The following is a 20851-nucleotide window of genomic DNA, read 5'->3' as shown; positions in this document are numbered from 1 at the left end:
GCCTGGTTGGCAACGATAGAATCGACGGCAAGGGCCGAGTGGTAGAGATGGCAAAGGACATTGAAAATCCCTGCGTTTCGCTGTGTCAGTTGAACAGCGAGATGTGCGTGAGTTGTGGGCGCACCCGGGAGGAAATCCGCAAGTGGCGCGGCATGAAGCGCCCGGAAAAGATGGCGACGGTGCAGAAGGCCAGCGCCCGCATGAAAGCCATCACCAAGAAGAAAAACAAGGGCTAGCCTGCCTGGACCGTGGTGAGGTAGTGGAAGAGGTTGGCCGCCTCCGGTGACAGCCTGGCGGCCTCCACGACACCGACGTTCAGGGTGCGGCTGGCCCAGGCGTCGCGCAGGTGAATCGCCCGCAGTTTGCGTTGCAGCACTTCGGGCCGCACCGAGCCCAGCGGCAGGATGCCAATCCCCAGACCGGCCTCGATCATGCGGCAAATGCCGTCGAAGCTGCTGACCTGGATCCGCACCTTGAGCAGCCCGCCGGCACTGGCGGCCGCCTGGCGGATCCGCTCCAGCAGCGAACTGCCCTGGTTCAGGGCGACGAAGTCGTACTCCAGCGTTTCGACCAGGGAAACACTGCCGTGCCGGACCAGGGGGTGGTCCGCCGGCACGAGGACCACCAGTTGGTCCTGGCGATAGGGGCGTACCTCCAGGCCGTTGGTAGGCACGTTATCGGCAAAGATCCCAATGTCGGCCTTGCCGTCTTTCAGCGCTTGCACCGTCATGTCGCTCAGCGCTTCCTCCAGGCTGATGCGAATATCCGGATGGGTGCCAAGAAAGTCGGCCAGGTCCTGCGGCAGAAACTGGATCACTGCCGAGGTGTTGGCGAACAGACGCAGGTGCCCGCGTACCCCATTGGCGAAGTCGGTTGCGTCATGGGCCAGGCGTTGGGCGTTGTCCAGCATCAGCCTTGCGTGTTGCGCAAGGCCCTGGCCGGCCGGGGTGATCTGCAGGCCTCGGGGCAACCTGATGAACAGGGTACAGCCGGTCACCCGCTCGAGTTCGGCCAGCCGCTTGCTCGCCGCCGATAGCGTCAGGTGCGCCTGTTCCGCCGCCTTGGTGAGGTTTTTGCTGTCCGCCGCCAACACCAGCAGGCGCAACGAAAGCAGGTCGAGTTGCAGGAGATTGTGCACGCAGCGATATCCAGGGTTTCCAGAATGGAAACCATAGTGGAAAAAATTGAAATGTTCACTGGCCGAGATTGGCGCGATGATCGCTTTGCGGCTCAGGCAGTGAGCTGGCAGATGACCCACTGATGAACAAGAGCGTGCGTGATGATCGACCACCTGGACCATCTGGTACTGACCACCTTCGATGTCGAGGTCTGCAAGGACTTCTACCTGCGCGTGCTGGGCATGAACCTGGAAACCTTTGGCCAGGGGCGCCTGGCCTTCCGCTTTGGCAACCAGAAGATCAACGTGCATGTGCGTGGCCGGGAGTTTGAACCCAAGGCCCACCTGCCAGTACCGGGCGCATTGGATTTGTGCTTCATTGCCAGTCAAGGATTGGACGCTGTCATTGCGCACCTTCAGGCACAACGCTGGCCGATCCTCGAGGGCCCGGTGCAGCGCACCGGGGCGACCGGACCGATCCGTTCGGTGTATGTCCGGGACCCGGACCTGAACCTGATCGAAATCTCCGAACCGTTGAGTGCCTGAGAGGCGTTACAAGCGATAAAACCGATCCCGTCCGAATGTATTGACTTGTCGGAAGAGTCTCCCTAGGATCGCCAAACATTACGACCGACCGGTCGGTAGGTAAAATGGAGATCTGAAATGAGCGGTTCCAACGACCCGGCGGTGCCGGTGCGCATCGCCATGGCCTTGGGGTTGATCGGCGCACTGGGGCCGTCAGCCGTCGACATGTACCTGTCCAGCCTGCCGGAGATCGCCAGGGCGTATCAGGCCAGCTTCGCCAGCGTACAACTGACCCTGACGTTCTTCCTGCTGGCGATGGGCGCCGGGCAACTGCTGTTCGGCCCGGTGGTGGACGCCTATGGCCGGCGCAAGCCGCTGCTGGTCGGCCTGGCGATGTTTACCGTGTGCTCGCTCGGGGCCGCCTGGGCTCCCACGCTGGAAATCCTGATCGGCCTGCGCTTCGTCCAGGGGCTCGGCAGCGGGCTGACGCTGGTGGTGATCATGAGCATGGTGCGTGACCTCAGCCACGGGGTCACGGCGACCAAGCTGTTCGCCATGCTGATGACCATCGAGGGGCTGGCGCCGATCCTCGCCCCGGCGGCGGGCGGTTTCATCGATACCCACTTCGGCTGGCGGGCGGTCATGCTGGTGCTGGCGGTGCTTGGCCTGGCGGTGTTCTGCAACAGCTGGCTGGCGCTGCCGGAGACGCTGCCGGTCCACAAGCGCGAACCGCTGCGCCTGCGCGCGGCCTGCTCGACCTACCTGGCGATTGCCGGTGATCGCCGGTTCCTGCTGCCGACCCTGGCAGTTGCCGCCGTGTTCTTTTTCCTCTTCGCCTACATCGGCGGGGCGCCGCTGGTCTACCAGGAGGTCTATGGCCTGAGCGCGCAGGATTTCGGCCTGGTCTTCGGCGCCACCGGTGTGACGATCCTGCTGGGGGCGATGCTGGCGGGTAAAGGGGTCAGCCGCCTGGGGCTGGGACGCTTGTCGATGCTCGGGGTCTGTTGCATGGCGCTCGGTACCCTGATTGTCCTGGCTGCGACCTTGTTGGGCGCCGGGTTGGCCGGCGTCGTTGCCGGGATGGCGGTGGCGCTGTTCGGCCTGGGTATCGCCGAGTCGACGTTGATGTCGCTGGTGATGTCGTCGCAGGAAAAGGCCCTGGGCTCGACTGCGGCCCTGCTGGGGGCTTTCCAGCTGTCGGTTTCCTCCACCGCCACGCCGGTGGCCGGCCTGATCGTGTCGTTCGGTGCCGCGGCGTGGGCGGGCTTGCTGGTGGCCAGCACGTTGCTGGTGTGCGTGCTGACTCGAATCAGCGTGTCCAGCACCCCTGCACCGTCTTACAATCTGGCCGGACATTGAATGGAGGAGTGTATGGCTTCTAACGATCTGAGCCCGGCCGCGCGGCGCATCGCGCAACTGGCTCTCAGTCATTTTGCCGAGCAGGGTTATGACGCGGCGTCCATGAACGACATCGCGGTACTGGCCGGGCTCAAGAAAGCTTCGCTCTATGCCCACTTCACCAGCAAGGATGAGCTGTACCGGGCCGCACTGGAACTGGCACTGGCGGCCGAGGCCGAGCATGTGCGGGCCCAGTTCGCAGCGGGCGAGGGGACGGCAGGAGCATTGGGCGAAGGCTACTGGTTCCAGTTGCGGGACCGGTACACGGCGAATGACTCCCTGCGATTCCTGTTGCGGGCGGCGTTCTATCCGCCGCACTCGCTCAGGGACGCCGTGATGGGAGGCTTCAATGATTACCTGGCGTTCCTGCGCGGGCGCTTCGAAGAGGTCTTCGTGCAGGCCCACCCACGGGTCCCGGCGGATATGCGCCACTGGCTGGTCGAGGCCTACATGGCGGTGATCGACAGCCTCCACGTCGAGTTGATCTACGGCAACGACGAGGGTTATTTCCGGCGCCTGGAGGCCTTTCGCGGCCTGTATGGCGTGTTTGCCGGGCGGTTGTAGGCATTTCATGGCAGGCTAGGCCCGGGACCTTGAGGCGGGCGCGAACATGAATGACCTGAAGCTGGATCGAATGGACACGAAGATTCTCGGCGTCCTGCGCAAGAACGGCCGGATCTCCCACCAGGAGTTGTCCCTGAAAGTGGGCCTTTCACCGTCCCAATGCCTGCGCCGGGTGAAAAGGCTGGAAGCGGAGGGGGTGATCCTCGGCTATTCGGCGGTCATCGATGAAAACAAGCTCGGCAATGACATCAATGCCTGGGTGATCGTCAAATTGCAGCGCAACAGCCCCGGCGCCAGGGAGCGGGTGGCCCTGCTGCTGAAGAACCGCCCGTGGGTGCGCCTGGCTACCGGGGTCACCGGCGACGTGGATTTCATGATCCGCGTGGTGGCTCCACGGATGGCGGACTTCTCGAAGATCCTCATCGATGAGCTGAACAACCACCCGGACATCAGCAGCACGCAATCCTTCCTCTGCCTGGACGACCTGGTGGGCGGGCTGACCAGCATGGCCGGCCCGGCCGCCGTGGTGGACAGCGCCCAGGCCTGAGAGACCGGGGCGGGTCGTCAGAGCGACGCGTCCAGCGCCCTTATCAATTGCTGTATCTCTTCAGGCGCGGTGTAGTGCACGAAGGAGAGGCGCAGGACGCCTTCGTCCGGATCGAGTCCCAGCGCCTCCAGCAGGCGAACCGCGTAGAAGTGCCCGGCACCGGCGATGATGCCTTGCTGCGCCAGCCGCGTGGCAATTTCGCGCGGGTGGGTTTTCAGGGTTTGCAGCGAGACGGTGGCGGCCTTGTTCCGCGTATCGCCCGGGCCAAGCAGGCGCACGCGCGAATCCCCGGTACAGAAGTCCAGCAATGGGGCCAGCAGGGCCGCCTCGGCGTCCCTGAACAACCGGCGCACGTTGGCCGCGCGCTCGTGGCGATCGGCAGTGGGGAAGTGATGGGCATGCACCTGGTCGAAGTAGGCGGTGACCCCGCTGGCGGCGGCGACCTGGGCATGGTCGGGGCCGGCGGGAACGAACCATTTCGCCCGGTAGGCTTCGTTGAAGTAGTGCGCCTGGTTGCCGAGCCAGTCCATCAGCGGACGGCGAATGACCATGGCCCCCAGGTGCGGGCCGAAGGTCTTGTACAGCGAGAAGAGGTAGATGTCGGCGCCGAGTGCGTTGACGTCCGGAAAACCATGGCCGGCATAGGAAACCCCATCGACCACCGCCTTGGCGCCGGCTGCGTGCACGATCTCGCAGATTTCCCGAACCGGGTTGATCTCACCCAGGATGTTCGAGCAGTGCGTGAAGGCGACCACCCGGGTGCGTGGGCCCAGCAGTTTTTGCAGCGTCTGCGGATCGAGGGAACCGGTCGTGACGTCGACCTGCCATTCCCGGATGACCAGGCCGCGCTTGGCCAGGCGGCGCCAGACGCCGCTGTTGGCCTCATGGTCCTGGTTGGTGACGATGATTTCGTCTCCCGCCTCGAGCCGGTTGGCAAAGGCTTCGGCCAGTACATGGGTATTCTGCGAGGTGGAAGGGCCCAGGTGCACCTCTTCCGGCGACACCCCCAGGTAGGCGGCCAGCTCGACGAGCGAACGGTCCATCTGTTCCCCGCCCTGGCGCGAGGCCGGATGGGCACCGTAGGGCTGCATCTTGTGGCGGCGGTAGAAGTCTGCGAGGTGGTCGATCACGGCCTGGCAGGCGTAGGAGCCGCCGGCGTTGTCGAAGAACGCCTGGCCTTGCAGCGAGGGTTCGGAAAAGGCCGGGAACTGGCGGCGGATGAACGAGAGATCCAGGGCGGGCATCGGCAAGACTCCTGTTGTGCACGAGGGATTCGACAGGTCATAGCCTAAAGGCTGATGCCTGCATGAAGTCGGCAAAAGTGAGGAGAGGAACGGGCCCTGTGCAGGAATCCTGCATATTTGATTGTCAGGATGCTTGATTTGAGTCGTGTTTGTTTTCCCGGGTGCATGAGATGCTTGCGGGCGAGGAAAGTGCCTGGCCCAGCCGCTATCGGCCGGATTGGCAGGTTCGATGGCACGGCAGTGTTGGCTGAAGTAAGCTGGATTTCATTGGAAACCCGCCGGGTTGCGGGACCCGGCTCAGGAAACTATTACGTTCTGCACAGGCTTTGCCTCAAGCGACGGCCATGAATCAAGGCTGTCGGCATCAGTGCGATTCGCCACGGGGTAGGGAATGTTGGAACGCAGTGATCAGCGTAGGGTATGGATGCGGCTGCGCCTGGCAGCCTGCATGGTGTTGGGCGTGGGCCTTTCGGTCTGGCTGTCGCAGGTGCTGTGGCTGGCGGCCTCCGAAAGTCGCGTGAGTGCCTATGCCCGGGTGATCCTGCATCACTCGGAAATGGTCGCCGGCAATGTCGTCGCGGCGCTGGAGGCGATCGACCAGGATCAGCGGGTGTTGTGCGACACGGACGACGAGGCCGCCCTGAAGAAAGTGGCCTTCGAGTTTCGCTTCGTCAAGGACGCCGGCCGTCTGGTCGGGCGCGACATCCAATGCTCCGCGCTGTGGGGGCGTGCGAAAAGGTATTCGATCGAGGGCGAGCCTACCCGGGGCAAAACCCGGTCGCTGCTGTGGCGTGCCGTCGTCGAGGGCTCGGGTACCCCCGACAGGGTCGACATCACTTCCCGCGACACGGCGTTCGTGGTGACCTCGCCCGGGGCGTTTTCTCCTTTCGAGTCCCCACCTGAAGAACTGAGTGCGACCGTGACCTCGGTCGACGGCCAGTTGCTGATGCATGCCTTCGGCAAGCCGGGTCGCCTGAGCTACCTGGAGGGCAGGGCGGCGAGGTTCTGCTCGGACCGCTTCAACATCTGCGTGAGCGCCCAGGTACAGAGCAATATCTTTTCCTGGGAGCACGCCGGGCTGCTCGGCTTCGTCATGTCGCTGGGGGCGGTCTTCGGCGTGCTGGCCGGCTATGTGATCAACCAGTTGGTGGCCAACGCGCGATCCTTGCCCGTGCGCCTGAAGGCGGCAATCAGGCACTCGCGTATCGAACTGGTCTACCAGCCGATCGTTCGCGCGCAGGATGGGCGGATCTGCGGCGTGGAAGTGCTGTCGCGCTGGAACGACAGTGAGCATGGCTGGGTGGCGCCGGATGTGTTTTTCGAGCGGGCCGAGGAACTGGGGCTGGCCTTCGAGCTCAACAAGATCGTTTTTCGCAAATCCCTTGCCGAGCTTTCGGCGCTGTTGCGGGCCAATCCCGGTCTCTATGCCAGCATCAACCTGGCGGCCAAGGATGCCCTGGACCCGAGGACTTTCGAGTTCATCAAGCTTGAGGCGGCGCGGGCGAATGTCAGGCTCGAACAACTGGCGATCGAGTTGCTGGAAAGCTCCACGGCGAACATGAAGATGGTCGCGCAGCGAATCGACGAATTCCGCGCCCTGGGCGGCAAGGTCTTCGTCGACGACTTTGGTGCCGGCTATTCGAGCCTGTCCTACCTGGCGAACCTGCGGGTCGACAAGATCAAGATCGACCGCTCCTTCACCAAGGCAGTGGGCGATTGCTCGCCAGCGGCGTTCGCCCTGATCAAGGTCAACGAGATCGCCGGGGCCATGCAGGCCCAGGTGATTTTCGAGGGTGTCGAAACCGAGCAGCAACGCCAGGCGGTGCTGAGCTTCTGCCCCCAGGCCTTTGCCCAGGGCTGGTTGTTCAGCAAGGCGTTGCCGGTTCAGGCGTTGTTGGCAAGGCCCGACCTGATCCGACCGGCCGAGAACCAATAAGTATGAAAATACGCGGATTACGGTGCATCATGCCCCTGCGTCCAAGTGCAACGGGCTTCAGCTCCCGGGTTAATGGCCGCCCAGGGCGGTGATTTCAGTAACCGTCGCTGCTTCATTCCCACACAGGAGCCTATCCCGATGCTCGGCGTAACCGACTATGGCGCATTCGTGATCGCATTCATCATCGTCCTGGCCATTCCCGGGCCCGGTAACTTCGCCCTGATCACCGCCACCGGCAAGGGCGGGATCCGGGCCGGGCTGGCGGCCACGTGCGGGGTGATCCTCGGTGACCAGGTGCTGTTGTGGCTGGCGGTGGCCGGCGTGGCGACCCTGCTTACCGCCTACCCGGCGGCCTTTCACCTGGTGCAGTGGGTGGGGGCGGCCTACCTGGCCTACCTGGGGTTGCGGATGGTGATGAGCAAGCCGGGCGGGGCGCCGCGCCAGAGCCGGATGGATAACGGCCACTACCTGCGCCAGACCATGATGATCACCTTGTTCAACCCCAAGGCGATCATGTTCTACATGGCGTTCTTCCCGCTGTTCGTCGACCCGGTCAGGCACCAGGGGCTGCTGACCTTCGGCTTCCTGGCCGCCACCGTGGCGGTGGTGACCTTTCTCTACGGCCTGATCGCCGTGGTGCTGACACAACTGCTGGCCGAGCGCATGCGCGCCAATCCGCGTGTCAGCAACCTGCTGGAGCGCCTGGCCGGGGTGGCACTGCTGGGCTTTGGCATCAAGCTGGCGGCGATGCGCTAGCTTGATCCTGTTCAGGCCCTGAGCGGTATCGCCAGCGCGGTGCCGGCGGCGAGCGGGCGCAGGGTAGGCGGGTGGGTCAGCAATCGCGGCGGTTCGAACGAGCGGCGGAAATCGCGCGCCGAATGGTGGGCGATCCAGTCGAACTCGGTCAGGTCCACTCCCCGTTTGCCAGCCTGCTCCAGACGGTAGCGGGTGTCGCGTTCCTGCTTGTCGATCTGCTGCTGGATGCTGTGTTCGAAAACACTGATGTCGGGCGGTATCGGTTCTAAGGTGTCGAGCACAGGGCGGGTCGTCTCCGGCAGGCGAGCCTGGATCCCTTCGGGCAGGTAGTGCCCGAGCGCCGGCGAGGCGGCGATGGAAGCTCGCAGTGCCTCCCTGGAGTTGAACTGCTTCAGGCCCAACTTCGGTAGATAAAGCACCAGCAGCTCCGCCCCGTCTTCGCCGTTGGGCTGCACCATGACGAAGGGGCCTTGCAGCGTCAGGGGCGGGTGGCGGTTCGGGCCATCGTCGACAAGCACTGCCAGGCTGTAGAGCTTCGGGCGTGCCTGCTCGTTGGGGTAGGCCCGTGCCAGCTCGGTAGCGCAGGGATGGCTGACGACCGCGCCGACCAATGCCTGGCCCGCCTTGCCGAGGATCCTGTCGTTATCCTGCAGTCGAGCCTCGAGTGCGATCTGATCCTTGCGGATGTTTCCCAGCCTCTGGCGCGCCTGCCAGCCATCCTCACCCCGGCTGAGAAAGTCCCGAGTCTGCCGCGCGGCAAGGTTCCTGGGCTGGTTCGTGGGCAATTGGCTGATGAACTGGAGCACATCCTGCGTGCTGATGAACCCCGGTACCCATGGGCTGTCGTGATCGCTGTCCGCATCGGCGGCACGCTGGCAGGTGTTGCCTGGTTCATAGTACAGCGGGCCGGTCACGAGCGGATAACGTGCGTGCAGGTCGTGGATGTCGTGGCCGCCGTAATGCGCCGCGATCAGCTCGGCCACGCAGGGCGAGGCCACGACTTGTGGCGGCTCGCCCAACTGGCAAACCCTCAGGTGAAGTCGGTTCAGGTCCACTGGCCTGGGTTCGCCCGGGAAGCGCTTTTCAAAGGCTTGCTGCGCGTCCTGCAGCGGGCTGGGGCGTGGCAACCGGGTGAATACCGCGTTGGCCTGTTTCAGCGGCTCGATGAGGGCTTCGATCTTCTGCTCCCGTAGCTGCGCCGAGGCCAGGCTGGCGAGTGCCGGTGTCGTAAGTTGTGCCCGAAATCCTCCAGGCTCTGCCGATCTGGCGGGTGCCTGCTGCCGTTCGGTTTCCACCGGCCCCGGATCGCGTGCCGAGGGTGTCTGGCGGATCTCCTGTTCACTGCGCTGCATCAGCCAGGGGGCCGACGCGATGATGCTTCCTACATTCACATGATTGCCTGCATGAATTGATCTGAAGAACAGGCCGGATCACCTGCATGGAGGTGTCAGCCTGTTGATCGCTAGAGTAGTGATGCAGGGTGGTGCCAGCTATCGGACAGCTCCGACTCGGACTGGAGGACTGTAGGGCCTTGTGCTGTGGGGAAAGGCAGGGCGCCGGGATCAGCGCCCAGGGTTGAAGCCCTGGTAGTTGGGGTCCCTGTAGAGCTCCATGAAATACGAGGTCTGGCTCTCGTTGCTGCCCTTGCCATAGGTGACGTCGGGGTTGGGGCTCAGGTGCCAGCCCGGGCCGTTCTCGTCTCTCTCGATCAGGGTGGGATACAGGGTGCATTTGCCGACGCCGTAGCCCGATTCCATCAGGAACTGGTAGTAACGCCCGGCCTTGGGCGTGAACCGCGCCGAGACGGTGCAGGAGTCGGTGCGATCGCCGATGTAGGACATGTCCACGTGAGTTTCCAGGTCCGGCCGTACCTGTGTCTCGTAGTAATTGAACGTCAGGTCCTGGCCGGCCTTGGGCATGCCCTTGTCCTGGGTGTGGACCAGTACGAACTCGTTGCGGCGGATCAGGCCACCGGTGCGCACGCCGTTCTCGAACTGGAAGAGCTCCGAGTGCTGGGTGTAGTTGACGATCCGTACCCAGGCCGGGTTCGGCTCGTTCTCCGGTGCCTTGAAAAATTCGTGATGGGGCAGGAACTGGCAGCCTCCGAGCAGGGGCACGGCGAACAGCCAAGGTGTGCGAGATAGGCGCATGTCGGGTCGTCCTTGAACGGGGATGCCAGAACAGACCACAAAAGATCCCGGGCATTCCCGCAAGAGCGGATCACGGGTGGCAAACAATGGCAGGCGGGATGCCGCAGGTGCGCGCATCCCACTGCGTTTTAACTTTGACGGCCAGGCTCAGCTCAAGGCCGCTTGCCGAAGTCGGCGACCTGCGCGGTCCAGGCCTGGACCTGTTCGCTCAACGACAGCCCCAGGCCCGGCCGTGTGGGCACCAGCATGCGGCCGTCGCGGGTTTCCAGGCGTTCGTTGAACAGCGGTTCCAGCCATTCGAAGTGTTCGACCCACGGCTCGGTCGGGTAGGTGGCCGCCAGGTGCACGTGCAGTTCCATGGCGAAGTGCGGGGCGATCATCACGCCGGCCTGCTCGGCCATGGCCGCCACCTTCAGGTACGGGGTGATGCCGCCGACCCGTGGCGCATCCGGCATCAGGTAGTCGGCACCGCGCAGGCGGATGAATTCGGCGTGCTCGGCGACGCTGGTGAGCATCTCGCCAGTGGCGATCGGCGTGTCGAACTGCCGGGCCAGGTCCGCGTGGCCCTCGGCGTCGTAGCAGTCCAGAGGCTCCTCGATCCACACCAGGTTGAACTCCTCGAAGCGCCGGCACATGCGCTGGGCGGTCGGACGGTCCCATTGCTGGTTGGCGTCGACCATCAGCGGGAAGCTGTCTCCAAGGTGTTTACGCACGGTGCTGACCCGCTGCAGGTCGATCGCGCAATCGGGCTGGCCGACCTTGAGCTTGATCCCGCCAATGCCTTTTTCGCGGGACAGGTCGGTGTTCTTCAGCAACTGGTCGAGCGGTGTGTGCAGGAAACCGCCCGAAGTGTTGTAGCAGCGCACCGAATCGCGCTGGGCGCCGAGCAGGCGGGCCAGGGACAGGTTGGCACGCTTGGCCTTGAGGTCCCAGAGGGCGACGTCAAAGGCGCCGATCGCCTGGGTCGACAGGCCGCTGCGGCCGACCGAGGCCCCGGCCCAGCACAGCTTGGTCCACAGCTTGGCGATGTCGCTGGGGTTTTCCCCGAGCAGCGCCGGGGCGATTTCCCTGGCGTGGGCGAACTGGCCGGGGCCGCCGGCGCGCTTGGAGTAGCTGAAACCCAGACCCTTGTGACCGTCCTCGGTCTCGATCTCGGCGAACAGGATGGCGATCTCGGTCATCGGCTTCTGCCGGCCGGTCAGCACCTTGGCGTCACTGATCGGGTTGGCCAGCGGCAGGAATACCGAGGACACCTTGACGTAGGCAATGCGGTCGTTGTCGGCGCTGGAGCGTTGTTGTTCTGGAGCGTGCATGTGGCTTTCCTTCTGATAGAGAGGGTACGGATCAGCGAACCGGATGGGAGGTCGCGGACGGGGCGGTTTCGGGGGAGGCGGGCGGTTGTGTCCGGTCATCGACGTCCAGGCGCTTGAGCGGCCCGACGATGACCAGGTAGGCAAAGGCGCCGAGCAGGCCCATGGCCGCGACATAGACCATGGCTGCGTCGAACGAGGCCTGCTTGACCAGCAGGCCGATGGCGATCGGCGTGACGATGCTGGCGATGTTGCCGCAGAAGTTGAACATCGCGCCGCTGATGCCCATGGCGTGCTTGGGCGACACGTCGCCGACGATGCACCAGCCGAGGTTGCCGACGCCCTTGGCGAAGAAGGCGATCGACATGACCAGGATCACCAGCGCGGTCGATTGGGTGTAGTTGGCGATGACGATGCTGCTCGACGCCAGCAGGCCGCAGATGATCGGGGTCTTGCGGGCCGCGGTGAGGCTGAAGCCCTTCTTGAGCATCCAGTCCGACCACACGCCGCCGATCATCCCGCCCAGGCAGCCGGCCACCGGCGGAATCGCCGCGACCAGGCCGACCTTGAGTAGGGTCATGCCCTTGGCTTCGATCAGGTAGGTGGGGAACCAGGTGAGGAAGAACCAGGTGATCGAGGTCAGGCAGAACTGGCCCAGGTAGATGCCGCTCATCATCCGGTTGCCGCCGATGCTGCGCAGCGAGGCCCAGCTGAACGGGGTCTTGATCTCGCCCATGTCGGGCAGGCCGCCGCCGGACTCGATGTAGTCCAGTTCGGCCTGGTTGACCCGCTTGTCGCGCCGCGGTTCATGCACCCAGCGGAACCACAGCAGGCCGATCAGGATGCCGGCGCCACCGGTCCAGAAGAACACGTGCTGCCAGCCGAAGCTGTTGAGCAGCAGCACCATCAGCGGGGTGAACGCCGCCAGGGCGAAGTACTGCGCCGACTGGAAGATCGCCGTGGCCAGGCCCCGTTCATGACGCGGAAACCACATCACGGTCAGGCGGTTGTTGGCCGGGAACGCCGGCGATTCGGCCACGCCCATCAGGAAGCGCAGCACGAACAGTGCCAGGAACGCCGAGCTGAACAGGTCGACGAAGCCCTGCAGGAAGGTGAAGGTCGACCAGATGACCAGGCTCAGGCCCAGCACCAGGCGCGAGCCGAAGCGGTCGAGGATCACCCCGCCCGGCAGTTGCATGCCGGTGTAGGCCCAGCCGAACGCGGAGAAGGCGATGCCCATGGTCACCGCATCGAAACCCAGGTCGGTGCGCAGGATCGGGGCGGCGATCGACAGGGTGGCCCGGTCGACATAGTTGAACACGGTGACGATGAAAATCATCGCCAGGATCAGGTAGCGGACGCGGGTCCTGGCCACCTCGGAGGTTGGACTGATCACTGTTGTTTTCCTTGTCGTGATGTTCGGTACCGAGCCTCGATGCTTGAATGATTGCGCAATCATTTTGGCTCGAAAAAAACAGCCAGCCGCCAACCGGGGCGGTTGGCTGTGCGTCCGATCTTACAATGATTGCGCAATCATTCAAGCGCTCATTCGTCGCCTGCCGGGAAAATCCTCAGGTGCTCTGGCGGTCGATGAGGCTGAAACCGGTGTCGATGCGCACCGGATCGGCGCTGCCGGCGGGGTAGTTGAAGCGCTCGAGCAGGGCCTTGGCGATCTGCTCGCCGATGCGCGTACCGTCCACGCGCACGGTCGACAGGGGTGGGTGGACCTGGGCGGCGCTGCTCAGGTCGCCGAAGCCCATGACCGCCAGATCGGTGGGCACGCGCAAGCCACGGCTGGCGGCTTCGGCCAGCACGCCCTGGGCGATGGTGTCGGAGCTGCAGACCACCACGTCCGGCTGGTGCCCTTCGTCGAGCAGTTGGCACAGGCCGGTGCGGCCGACTTCCAGGGTGGCGGGCGGGGTCAGCAGCCGGGTCGGGACGTCCTGGTGGCCGTGCCGGGCCAGTTCCGCCAGCAGGCTGTCGCAGCGGCGAATACCGCGTGGGTCGCCGATGCCGACCACGGCAAAGTGCTGGTAGCCCTTGCCCAGCAGGTGGCGGGCAATCGCTTCACCCACCGCTTCATGGGAAAAGCCCACCAGCATGTCCAGCGGGTCATCGCTGAGGTCCCACGACTCGACCACCGGGATGCCCGACTGCGCCAGGCGCTGGCGGCTGGCTTCGGTGTGCAGGGTACCGGTCAGCACGATACCGTCGGGGCGCCGTCCGAGCAGGGCCTCGATGAGTTTTTCCTCCTGGTCGGCCGAGTAGCCGGTCAGGCCCAGCAGGGTCTGGTAGCCAGCGGCGGTCAGGCGGTCCATCAGCGCCTGGACGGTGTCGGCGAAGATCGAGTTGGCGATGGTCGGCAGCAGAATCGCCACCAGCCGGCTGCGGTTGCTCGCCAGACTGCCGGCGAGCATGTTCGACACGTAGCCGACCTCACGGACAGCCGCCAGCACCTTCTCGCGCGCAGCCTTGCTGACCACCTCGGGGCGGTGCAGGGCGCGCGACACCGTGATCGGCGAGACGCCAGCAACCTTGGCGACATCGATCAGGGTCGGGCTGGGGGGCCTGGGTGCCGTGCCGGGCTGTGGGGTGGAGGAAGACTCGCCAGATTTTTTCGCCATGCCGGTTCCGCGTACAGGTTTGATCAGCGGCTGTTGCCGCTGCTGGCGCGAATCTACCAAAGCGCCGGGCCCAGCGCACGGCGCAATCGTGGCATGGCCGGTTCGGCAGGGCCTTACGCCGTGGCGTTCGCCGCCAGGGCCGGGCGTGCCGCGCGCCCGGCGAGCCAGGCGAGGACGGCGGCGAGCAACAGGACCAGCGCGCTGAGTTCGAAGGTCGCCCGGTAGCCGCTCAGGTCGAAGGCCAGGCCGCCGATGATCGCGCCAGCGCTGATCGCCAGCTGCACGATCGCCACCAGCAAGCCGCCACCGGCTTCGGCATCGTGGGGCAACGTTCGCGCGAGCCAGGTCCACCAACCCACCGGTGCGGCGGTCGCGACCAGTCCCCAGAGCCCCAGCAGCAGGGCCGTCAGGCTGGGCGAGGCGCCGAACTGCACCAGCGCCACGGCGATCAGCGCCATCAGCAGGGGAATCACGGCCAGCGTACGGTACAGGTCCCGGCCGATGAAGCGCTCGATCAGGAAGGTCCCGATGAAACCGGCCGCGCCCAGGCCCAGCAGCATCAGCGAGAGCAGGGTGGCATCAACGTGAGTGACCGCCTCCAGGAATGGCCGCAGGTAGGTGAACAGCATGAACTGGCCCATGAAGAACACGCTCACCGCCACCATGCCCAGCGCGATCGGCGCCTGTTTCATCAGGCTCAGTGCGCTGCCACGCTGGCTACGCCGTTCGGCCGGCAACGAGGGCAGGCTCAGCAGCAGCCACAGCGCGGCGAGGGCGGCCACCGGCACCACGCAGAAAAACGCCCCGCGCCAACCGATCAGCGAACCGAGGAAACTGCCCAGTGGCGCTGCAATCACCGTCGCCAGGGCGTTGCCGCCGTTGACGATCGCCAGCGCCCGCGGCACCTGGGCGGGTGCCACCAGGCGCATCGCGGTCGCGGCGGACAGCGACCAGAAGCCACCGATCGCGACGCCGATCAGTGCGCGGCCGAGCATGAACGAAGGGTAGCCCGGGGCGAAGGCCACGACGCTGCCGGAAAGGATCATCAGCACGGTCAAGCCCAGCAACAGGCGCTTGCGTTCCACCCGTGCGGCAATCGCCGCGATCACCAGGCTGGTGACCAGGGCGAACGCGCCGGACACGGAAATCCCCTGGCCTGCCTGGCCTTCGCTGATGTGCAGGTCGCTGGCGATGGGCGTCAGTAGGCTGACCGGCATGAATTCGGAGGCGACCAGGGCGAAGGCGGCCAGGGACATCGCCAGCACTGCGCTCCAACGGCTCTTGTCTGTCGATCCGGAGGTCATCGTGTTGCCTGCATCGTGGGGTTGGCGGAGGGGCGAAGAGAGGGGGGAGTAGGGCGGCTGGCACCCGAACGGGCTCCATGGGCAACGGCTTGCATAGGGCTCTCCTGTCTGAGGGCCGCCCATTTTCTGGGCCGACACCTCGCCGTCGTAGCTCAATCCAATGGAATACTTGCCTAATCCTCTGGAGTTGCAGGGCCATGGATAGGAAAGCCCTCGCGCGCGGGCTAGAGTCTGGGACAAGGAGCCCGTGACCATGAATCCATCCCAGATCCAATCCCCCTCGCCCCTGGCCGCTGTCATCGATCGACATGTTGGCGAGCCGGGCGATTGTGCGACCGCCATCCCCGGCCTCGCCCTGTTTCGTCGCGACCAGGTGACGCCGCCCTCGGTGTGCATGGTCGAGCCGAGCCTGATCCTGGTCGCGCGCGGGGAGAAAAGCCTGTGGATCGGCGGCGAGGGCTATCCCTATGACCCCTCGCGCTTTCTGGTCACCTCGCTGGACCTGCCGGCCAACTCCGAAGTGGTGATAGCCAGTGCCGAGCAGCCTTGTATCGGACTGGTGCTCAAGCTCGACGTCTCGATCCTCGCCGAGCTGATTGCCAAGGTCGGCCTGCCGCCGGCCCGTGACCGCATGCAGGGCAAGGGCGCCGGTATCGGTAGCATGACCGAGCCGCTGGAAACGGCCGTCGGGCGCCTGCTGGCGCTGCTCGATGAGCCGGAGGCGATCCCGGTGCTGGCGCCGCTGGTCCTGCGCGAAATCCACTATCGTCTATTGCACAGCGACCAGTCTGCGCGGTTGCGCCAGATCACTGCGGTCGATGGCCAGGGCTACCGGATCGCCAAGGCGATCGACTGGCTCAAGTTGAACTTCAGCACGCCGCTGCGTATCGATGAACTGGCGGCCCGGGTGCAGATGAGCGCGCCGACCTTTCATCACCATTTTCGCCAGCTCACGGCCATGAGCCCGTTGCAGTACCAGAAGTGGCTGCGCCTCAACGAGGCTCGGCGGCTGATGCTCAACGAGCGGCTGGATGTGTCGCGGGCGGCGTTTGCGGTCGGCTATGAGAGTCCGTCGCAGTTCAGCCGTGAATACGGCCGGCTGTTCGGTGCCGCACCCCGGCACGACATTGCGCTATTGCGTGGCCAGGTGCCTGAAACCATGCCTTCGGGCGAGGCGGCCCAGGCCTACTGAACGACCCGGCTCCAGGCCGGGCGTTCCGACCGGTGACGCGTTTTTCGGCGCGTCACCGCCTATAACGAAGAAACATCAACCGATGATGAGCGGGTGAGCCATGGAACTACGAATCAACCAGAAGACCTATCAGGTCGATGCCGACGCCGACACGCCCCTGCTGTGGGTGATCCGCGATGACCTGGGCATGACCGGTACCAAGTACGGCTGTGGCCTGGCCCAGTGCGGCGCCTGTTCGGTGCTGGTGGACGGCAACGTGGTCCGCGCCTGTGTCACGCCGGTGGCCGGCGTGGTCGGCCGCGAGGTGACCACCATCGAGGCGATCGAGGCCGACGACGTGGGCAAGCGCGTGGTCGCCGCCTGGGTCGAGCACCAGGTCGCCCAGTGCGGCTACTGTCAGTCGGGGCAGGTCATGGCCGCCACCGCGCTGCTCAAGCACACCCCCAAACCCAGTGACGCGCAGATCGAGGCGGCGATGGTCAACCTGTGCCGCTGCGGTACCTACAACGCCATCCACGCCGCCGTGCACGAGCTGGCCGCGCAGAAGGGAGAAGCCTGATGAACAGTCGTATCGAGGGTGCTGAACAGATCCTGGCGCAACTGTCGGCCGACCCGGTCAACCTGTCCCGGCGGCGCTTCCTGATTGGCACGGCGGTCGGCTCCCTGGTGCTCGGCTTCGGCCTGCCCATGGGCTCGGCACGGGTGCAGGCCGCTGCGGCGACGGTCGAGCGCGGGACCCAGGTGCCGGCGTTCCTGGAGATTCGTCCGGACAACACCGTGCGCCTGCTGTGCCCGTTCATGGAAGGCGGGCAGGGCACCTACACTGCCATGGCGCAGATCGTTGGTGAGGAACTGGACGCCGACCCGGCCACCTTCGTGGTCGACAGCGCCCCGCCCGGCGAGGCCTATGTGGTCATGGAAAACGGTATGCGGATCACCGGCGGCAGCATGTCGGTGCGCATGAGCTACCCGACCATGCGCCGCCTGGGCGCCCTGGCCCGGGCGATGCTGTTGCAGGCCGGTGCGCAGAAGCTCGGCGTGCCGCTGAGCGAGCTGTCGACCGAACCGGGCAAGGTGGTGCATGCCGCCTCCGGTCGCTCGGTCGCCTATGGCGAACTGGCGGAGCAGGCCATGGACCTGCCCGTGCCGGATCCGAGCAGCGTCAAGCTGCGTGACCCCAGCCAGTTCCGCTGGATCGGCAAGCCGGTCAAGCGCGTCGATGCCTACGACAAGTCCACGGGGCGTGCGCTCTACAGCATCGACCTGAAGGTCGACGACATGCTCCACGCGGCGGTGCAGCACGCGCCACGCCTGGGCATGACCGTCGGCAGCCTGCGCAACGAAGCGCAGGTCAAGGCCATGAAGGGCGTGCATTCTGTGCATCAATTGCCGGGCGCGGTGGCGGTGGTCGCCGAGCGCTGGTGGCACGCCAAGCGTGCGGTGGAGGCGCTCCAGGTCGACTGGCAGGAAGCGGCGGCCGGTTCTGCGCTGCGGGTCATGCCGGCGGACTTTTCCAGCGAGGCCTACCTGCAGCGCCTGGCCGCCGAGTCGGGGCCGGCCCGGGATGCCGAGAACGAAGGTGACGTCGCCAAGGTGCTGGCCGGTGCCAAGAATACGGTCGAGGCCCGCTACCACAACCAGTACCTCAACCACGCCCAGCTGGAGCCGCCCTCGGCCCTGGCGCGGTTCAATGCCGATGGTTCGCTCGAAGTCTGGCTGCCCAACCAGGCACCGGACATGTTCCGTAACGACATCGCCAAGCTGACCGGGCTCGATGCCTCGCGCATCACCCTGCATTCGCCGCTGCTGGGCGGTTTCTTCGGCCGGCATTTCCTCTATGGTTCGGCCAACCCCTATCCGCAGGCGATTGCCCTGGCCAAGGCGGTCGGGCGTCCGGTCAAGCTGATCTGGAGCCGCGAGGAAGAGTTCCTGCGCGATGTGCTGCGGCCCGTGGCGGCAGTCAGGTTCCGTGGCGCGCTGGACGACAACGGCTTCCCTGTCGCCATCGAGGCGATCAGCGCGACCGAAGGGCCGACCGAGGCCCTGGCCGGCCAGCAGGGCGACAAGATCGATCCCACTGCCGTCGAAGGGTTGGCGGGCAAGTCCTATGCGATTGCCAACAAGCGCATTGCGCAGATCTACGTCAAGGGCCCGGCGATGCTTGGCTACTGGCGCTCGGTGGGCAACTCGCTCAACGATTTCTTCTACGAGGCGTTCCTCGACGAGCTGGCGGACAAGGGCGGCAAGGACCCCTTCGAACTGCGCCTGCATCTGCTGCGTGACAACCGGCGGCTGACCACCTTGCTCAACGCGGTGGGCGAGTTGTCCGGCGGCTGGAAGCGTGGTCCTTTCACCGCTGAGGATGGCAGCAAGCGCGCCCGTGGCGTGGCCATGGCCTCGCCGTTCGGTACCCAGACGGCGGTGATCGCCGAGGTCTCGATCGAGAACGGCCAGGTCAGGGTGCACGACATCTGGCAGGCGATCGACCCGGGCAGCATCGTCAACCCGGCGATTGTCGAAGCGCAGGTCAACGGCGCCGTGGCGCTGGGCCTGTCGCAGACATTGGTCGAGGAAGCGGTATGGCTCGAGGGCAAGCCCAAGGCGCGCAACTACGACCTGTATCCGATCCTGCCGCCGTCGCGCATGGCCAGGGTGCACGTCCGGGTGGTCGAGAGCGGGGAAAAGATGGGCGGCATTGGCGAACCGCCACTGCCCGCGGTGGCGCCGGCGGTGGCCAACGCGGTGGCGAGGTTGACGGGGCAGCGTATCCGCAGCCTGCCGTTGAGCCGCTACACCTTCACCTGACCCGCGCGGAGCCTTCATGAACAACAGTCGATTCGCAAGAACCGCTGCCTGGCTGGCTGTGCCGTGCCTGGTCGCGGCGGGCCTGCTGGCCTGGTATGTCACCCGCGAGCCCGTCTCGTCCCTGGAGCTTCAGCCGCTGGCTGTGGCCGACATCGATCCGGCGCTGGTCAGCCGTGGCGAGTATGTCGCCCGGCTCAGCGATTGCGTGGCCTGCCACAGTGTGCCGGGCGGTGCGCCCTTTGCCGGTGGCCTGGAAATGGCCACGCCACTGGGGGTGATCCATGCCACCAACGTTACCCCGGACCCCACCACCGGTATCGGCCGCTACAGCCTGGCGGACTTCGACCGCGCCGTACGCCATGGCGTCGCCCCCGGTGGCCGGCGCCTGTACCCGGCGATGCCGTATCCGTCCTACGCCAAACTCACCGATGACGACGTGCGCGCGCTGTACGCGTTCTTCATGAAAGGCGTGGCGCCGGTCCAGCAGGCCAATGCCGAGAGCACGATTCCCTGGCCGCTGAACCTGCGTTGGCCGATTGCCCTGTGGAACGCGGTGTTCACCGACGCTGATGCCTATGCCGATAAGCCGACGCAGGACCCGCTGTGGAACCGGGGGGCCTACATTGTCCAGGGGCCGGGTCACTGCGGCAGCTGCCACACGCCAAGGGGGCTGGCCTTCAACGAGAAGGCCCTGGACGAATCCGGGGCGCCGTTCCTTTCCGGTGCCTTGCTCGATGGCTGGTATGCGCCGAGCCTGCGTGGCGATCACAACACGGGCCTGGGGCGCTGGAACGAGCAGGAGATCGTCAAGTTCCTCAAGACCGGTCGCAACCAGCACGCGGTGGTCTTCGGCTCGATGACCGAGGCGTTCAACAATTCCACGCAGTTCATGAGCGATGACGACCTGGCGGCGATCGCCCGCTACCTCAAGTCGCTGCCCGGCGACCGCCAGCGCGATGGTGCGCCCTGGCAGTACCAGGCGACTTCGGCGGCGCAGTCCGCGCAGAAGCCGGGGGCCCAGACCTACGCGACCCGCTGCGCGTCCTGCCACGGCCTGGACGGCAAGGGCCAGCCCGAGTCGATGCCGCCATTGGCCGGGGCGACGTCCGCGCTGGCGGCCGAGAGCGCTTCGGCGATCAACATCACGCTCAACGGTTCGCAACGGGTGGTGGCCGCCGGCGTGCCGGACGCCTACCGCATGCCGGCGTTCCGCGAGCAACTGTCGGACCAGCAGATCGCCGATGTCCTGACGTTCGTGCGCAGCACCTGGGGCAACCAGGCCAGCGCGGTGCAGGCCGAGGCGGTCGGCAAGTTGCGCGGGCACACCGACCCGGCCAGCAGCAGCCCGATCATCCTGCAGATGCGCTGAAGGAGGCCCC

General features: G+C 65.5%; 19 protein-coding genes. 11 read left to right on the top strand and 8 right to left on the bottom strand.

What is annotated here, in order from left to right; genetic code table 11:
• Positions 1 to 47 precede the first annotated feature (47 nt).
• Positions 48 to 236: a DUF1289 domain-containing protein gene (locus tag HU752_RS21810; RefSeq protein WP_186675432.1), complete on the top strand. Its 189-nt coding sequence runs from the start codon at positions 48 to 50 to the stop codon at positions 234 to 236.
• On the opposite strand, the gene HU752_RS21805 is transcribed toward HU752_RS21810, so the two are convergent.
• Positions 233 to 1138, bottom strand: a complete 906-nt coding sequence (locus HU752_RS21805) for a LysR family transcriptional regulator (RefSeq protein ID WP_225920053.1) — start codon at positions 1136 to 1138, stop codon at positions 233 to 235. The two genes, HU752_RS21810 and HU752_RS21805, sit on opposite strands and share 4 nt — an antisense overlap.
• A gap of 141 nt (positions 1139 to 1279) precedes the next feature.
• Between HU752_RS21805 and HU752_RS21800 the strand changes: the two genes are divergently transcribed.
• The 4 genes from HU752_RS21800 (at position 1280) to HU752_RS21785 (ending at position 4151) form a co-directional block, all read left to right on the top strand.
• The gene (locus HU752_RS21800) at positions 1280 to 1663 is read left to right on the top strand and encodes a VOC family protein (protein WP_186675434.1); all 384 of its coding nucleotides are present in this window, start codon (positions 1280 to 1282) and stop codon (positions 1661 to 1663) included.
• A 117-nt stretch (positions 1664 to 1780) separates the two neighbouring features.
• Positions 1781 to 3001: a multidrug effflux MFS transporter gene (locus tag HU752_RS21795; protein ID WP_186675435.1), complete on the top strand. Its 1221-nt coding sequence runs from the start codon at positions 1781 to 1783 to the stop codon at positions 2999 to 3001.
• Positions 3002 to 3013: 12 nt separating this feature from the next.
• A complete protein-coding gene (locus HU752_RS21790; protein ID WP_186675436.1) occupies positions 3014 to 3604 on the top strand; it encodes a TetR/AcrR family transcriptional regulator in 591 nt (196 codons plus the stop codon).
• A 46-nt stretch (positions 3605 to 3650) separates the two neighbouring features.
• Positions 3651 to 4151: an Lrp/AsnC family transcriptional regulator gene (locus tag HU752_RS21785; protein ID WP_186675438.1), complete on the top strand. Its 501-nt coding sequence runs from the start codon at positions 3651 to 3653 to the stop codon at positions 4149 to 4151.
• A 17-nt stretch (positions 4152 to 4168) separates the two neighbouring features.
• Here HU752_RS21785 and HU752_RS21780 read toward each other — a convergent pair whose 3' ends face one another.
• Entirely contained in the window at positions 4169 to 5395 is a 1227-nt protein-coding gene (locus HU752_RS21780; RefSeq protein ID WP_186675440.1) for an aminotransferase class V-fold PLP-dependent enzyme, read from the bottom strand.
• Positions 5396 to 5786: 391 nt separating this feature from the next.
• Here HU752_RS21780 and HU752_RS21775 point away from each other — a divergent pair, with 391 nt between their 5' ends.
• Together HU752_RS21775 and HU752_RS21770 are read left to right on the top strand one after the other, a co-directional pair.
• Positions 5787 to 7331 (top strand): EAL domain-containing protein, encoded by a 1545-nt coding sequence (locus HU752_RS21775; protein ID WP_186675442.1) that lies wholly within the window; start codon positions 5787 to 5789, stop codon positions 7329 to 7331.
• A gap of 138 nt (positions 7332 to 7469) precedes the next feature.
• A complete protein-coding gene (locus HU752_RS21770; RefSeq protein WP_186675444.1) occupies positions 7470 to 8087 on the top strand; it encodes a LysE family transporter in 618 nt (205 codons plus the stop codon).
• A gap of 11 nt (positions 8088 to 8098) precedes the next feature.
• On the opposite strand, the gene HU752_RS21765 is transcribed toward HU752_RS21770, so the two are convergent.
• The 6 genes from HU752_RS21765 to HU752_RS21740 form a co-directional block, all read right to left on the bottom strand.
• The gene (locus HU752_RS21765; RefSeq protein ID WP_186675446.1) at positions 8099 to 9478 is read right to left on the bottom strand and encodes a hypothetical protein; all 1380 of its coding nucleotides are present in this window, start codon (positions 9476 to 9478) and stop codon (positions 8099 to 8101) included.
• Between the two features lie 171 nt (positions 9479 to 9649).
• Positions 9650 to 10237, bottom strand: coding sequence for a hypothetical protein (locus HU752_RS21760; RefSeq protein WP_186675448.1), 588 nt, complete (start codon positions 10235 to 10237; stop codon positions 9650 to 9652).
• 152 nt (positions 10238 to 10389) lie between these two features.
• Complete coding sequence (locus HU752_RS21755; RefSeq protein ID WP_186675450.1) at positions 10390 to 11550, bottom strand: L-talarate/galactarate dehydratase; 1161 nt, start codon at positions 11548 to 11550, stop codon at positions 10390 to 10392.
• Positions 11551 to 11581: 31 nt separating this feature from the next.
• Complete coding sequence (locus tag HU752_RS21750) at positions 11582 to 12943, bottom strand: MFS transporter (protein ID WP_186675451.1); 1362 nt, start codon at positions 12941 to 12943, stop codon at positions 11582 to 11584.
• A 175-nt stretch (positions 12944 to 13118) separates the two neighbouring features.
• A complete protein-coding gene (locus HU752_RS21745) occupies positions 13119 to 14171 on the bottom strand; it encodes a LacI family DNA-binding transcriptional regulator (protein WP_186675452.1) in 1053 nt (350 codons plus the stop codon).
• Positions 14172 to 14284: 113 nt separating this feature from the next.
• Positions 14285 to 15475, bottom strand: a complete 1191-nt coding sequence (locus HU752_RS21740) for an MFS transporter (protein WP_186675453.1) — start codon at positions 15473 to 15475, stop codon at positions 14285 to 14287.
• A gap of 253 nt (positions 15476 to 15728) precedes the next feature.
• On the opposite strand from HU752_RS21740, the gene HU752_RS21735 reads away from it, so the two are divergent.
• The 4 genes from HU752_RS21735 to HU752_RS21720 all read left to right on the top strand — a co-directional run bounded on the left by HU752_RS21735 (position 15729) and on the right by HU752_RS21720 (position 20841).
• Entirely contained in the window at positions 15729 to 16667 is a 939-nt protein-coding gene (locus HU752_RS21735) for an AraC family transcriptional regulator (RefSeq protein ID WP_186675454.1), read from the top strand.
• 100 nt (positions 16668 to 16767) lie between these two features.
• A complete protein-coding gene (locus HU752_RS21730; protein ID WP_186675455.1) occupies positions 16768 to 17226 on the top strand; it encodes a (2Fe-2S)-binding protein in 459 nt (152 codons plus the stop codon).
• Positions 17226 to 19472 carry a xanthine dehydrogenase family protein molybdopterin-binding subunit gene (locus tag HU752_RS21725; protein ID WP_186675456.1) on the top strand — a complete coding sequence of 749 codons (2247 nt, stop codon included), beginning with the start codon at positions 17226 to 17228 and terminating at the stop codon, positions 19470 to 19472. The genes HU752_RS21730 and HU752_RS21725 overlap by 1 nt, the downstream gene beginning before the upstream one ends.
• A 16-nt stretch (positions 19473 to 19488) precedes the next feature.
• Positions 19489 to 20841 carry a c-type cytochrome gene (locus tag HU752_RS21720; RefSeq protein WP_186675457.1) on the top strand — a complete coding sequence of 451 codons (1353 nt, stop codon included), beginning with the start codon at positions 19489 to 19491 and terminating at the stop codon, positions 20839 to 20841.
• Positions 20842 to 20851: the final 10 nt, after the last annotated feature.

It is taken from the genome of Pseudomonas vanderleydeniana (assembly GCF_014268755.2).
In the GTDB taxonomy this organism is placed as follows: Bacteria; Pseudomonadota; Gammaproteobacteria; order Pseudomonadales; family Pseudomonadaceae; genus Aquipseudomonas; species Aquipseudomonas vanderleydeniana.
This window is presented reverse-complemented; position numbering and strand designations above follow the sequence as displayed.

What these genes read in the sequence shown, in the direction of transcription:
- HU752_RS21810 (WP_186675432.1), top strand. Translation starts at nt 48, where the DNA reads ATGGCAAAGGACATTGAAAATCCCTGCGTTTCGCTGTGTCAGTTGAAC.
- HU752_RS21800 (WP_186675434.1), top strand. Translation starts at nt 1,280, where the DNA reads ATGATCGACCACCTGGACCATCTGGTACTGACCACCTTCGATGTCGAG.
- HU752_RS21795 (WP_186675435.1), top strand. Translation starts at nt 1,781, where the DNA reads ATGAGCGGTTCCAACGACCCGGCGGTGCCGGTGCGCATCGCCATGGCC.
- HU752_RS21790 (WP_186675436.1), top strand. Translation starts at nt 3,014, where the DNA reads ATGGCTTCTAACGATCTGAGCCCGGCCGCGCGGCGCATCGCGCAACTG.
- HU752_RS21785 (WP_186675438.1), top strand. Translation starts at nt 3,651, where the DNA reads ATGAATGACCTGAAGCTGGATCGAATGGACACGAAGATTCTCGGCGTC.
- HU752_RS21780 (WP_186675440.1), bottom strand. Translation starts at nt 5,395, where the DNA reads ATGCCCGCCCTGGATCTCTCGTTCATCCGCCGCCAGTTCCCGGCCTTT.
- HU752_RS21775 (WP_186675442.1), top strand. Translation starts at nt 5,787, where the DNA reads ATGTTGGAACGCAGTGATCAGCGTAGGGTATGGATGCGGCTGCGCCTG.
- HU752_RS21770 (WP_186675444.1), top strand. Translation starts at nt 7,470, where the DNA reads ATGCTCGGCGTAACCGACTATGGCGCATTCGTGATCGCATTCATCATC.
- HU752_RS21760 (WP_186675448.1), bottom strand. Translation starts at nt 10,237, where the DNA reads ATGCGCCTATCTCGCACACCTTGGCTGTTCGCCGTGCCCCTGCTCGGA.
- HU752_RS21755 (WP_186675450.1), bottom strand. Translation starts at nt 11,550, where the DNA reads ATGCACGCTCCAGAACAACAACGCTCCAGCGCCGACAACGACCGCATT.
- HU752_RS21745 (WP_186675452.1), bottom strand. Translation starts at nt 14,171, where the DNA reads ATGGCGAAAAAATCTGGCGAGTCTTCCTCCACCCCACAGCCCGGCACG.
- HU752_RS21740 (WP_186675453.1), bottom strand. Translation starts at nt 15,475, where the DNA reads ATGACCTCCGGATCGACAGACAAGAGCCGTTGGAGCGCAGTGCTGGCG.
- HU752_RS21735 (WP_186675454.1), top strand. Translation starts at nt 15,729, where the DNA reads ATGAATCCATCCCAGATCCAATCCCCCTCGCCCCTGGCCGCTGTCATC.
- HU752_RS21730 (WP_186675455.1), top strand. Translation starts at nt 16,768, where the DNA reads ATGGAACTACGAATCAACCAGAAGACCTATCAGGTCGATGCCGACGCC.
- HU752_RS21725 (WP_186675456.1), top strand. Translation starts at nt 17,226, where the DNA reads ATGAACAGTCGTATCGAGGGTGCTGAACAGATCCTGGCGCAACTGTCG.
- HU752_RS21720 (WP_186675457.1), top strand. Translation starts at nt 19,489, where the DNA reads ATGAACAACAGTCGATTCGCAAGAACCGCTGCCTGGCTGGCTGTGCCG.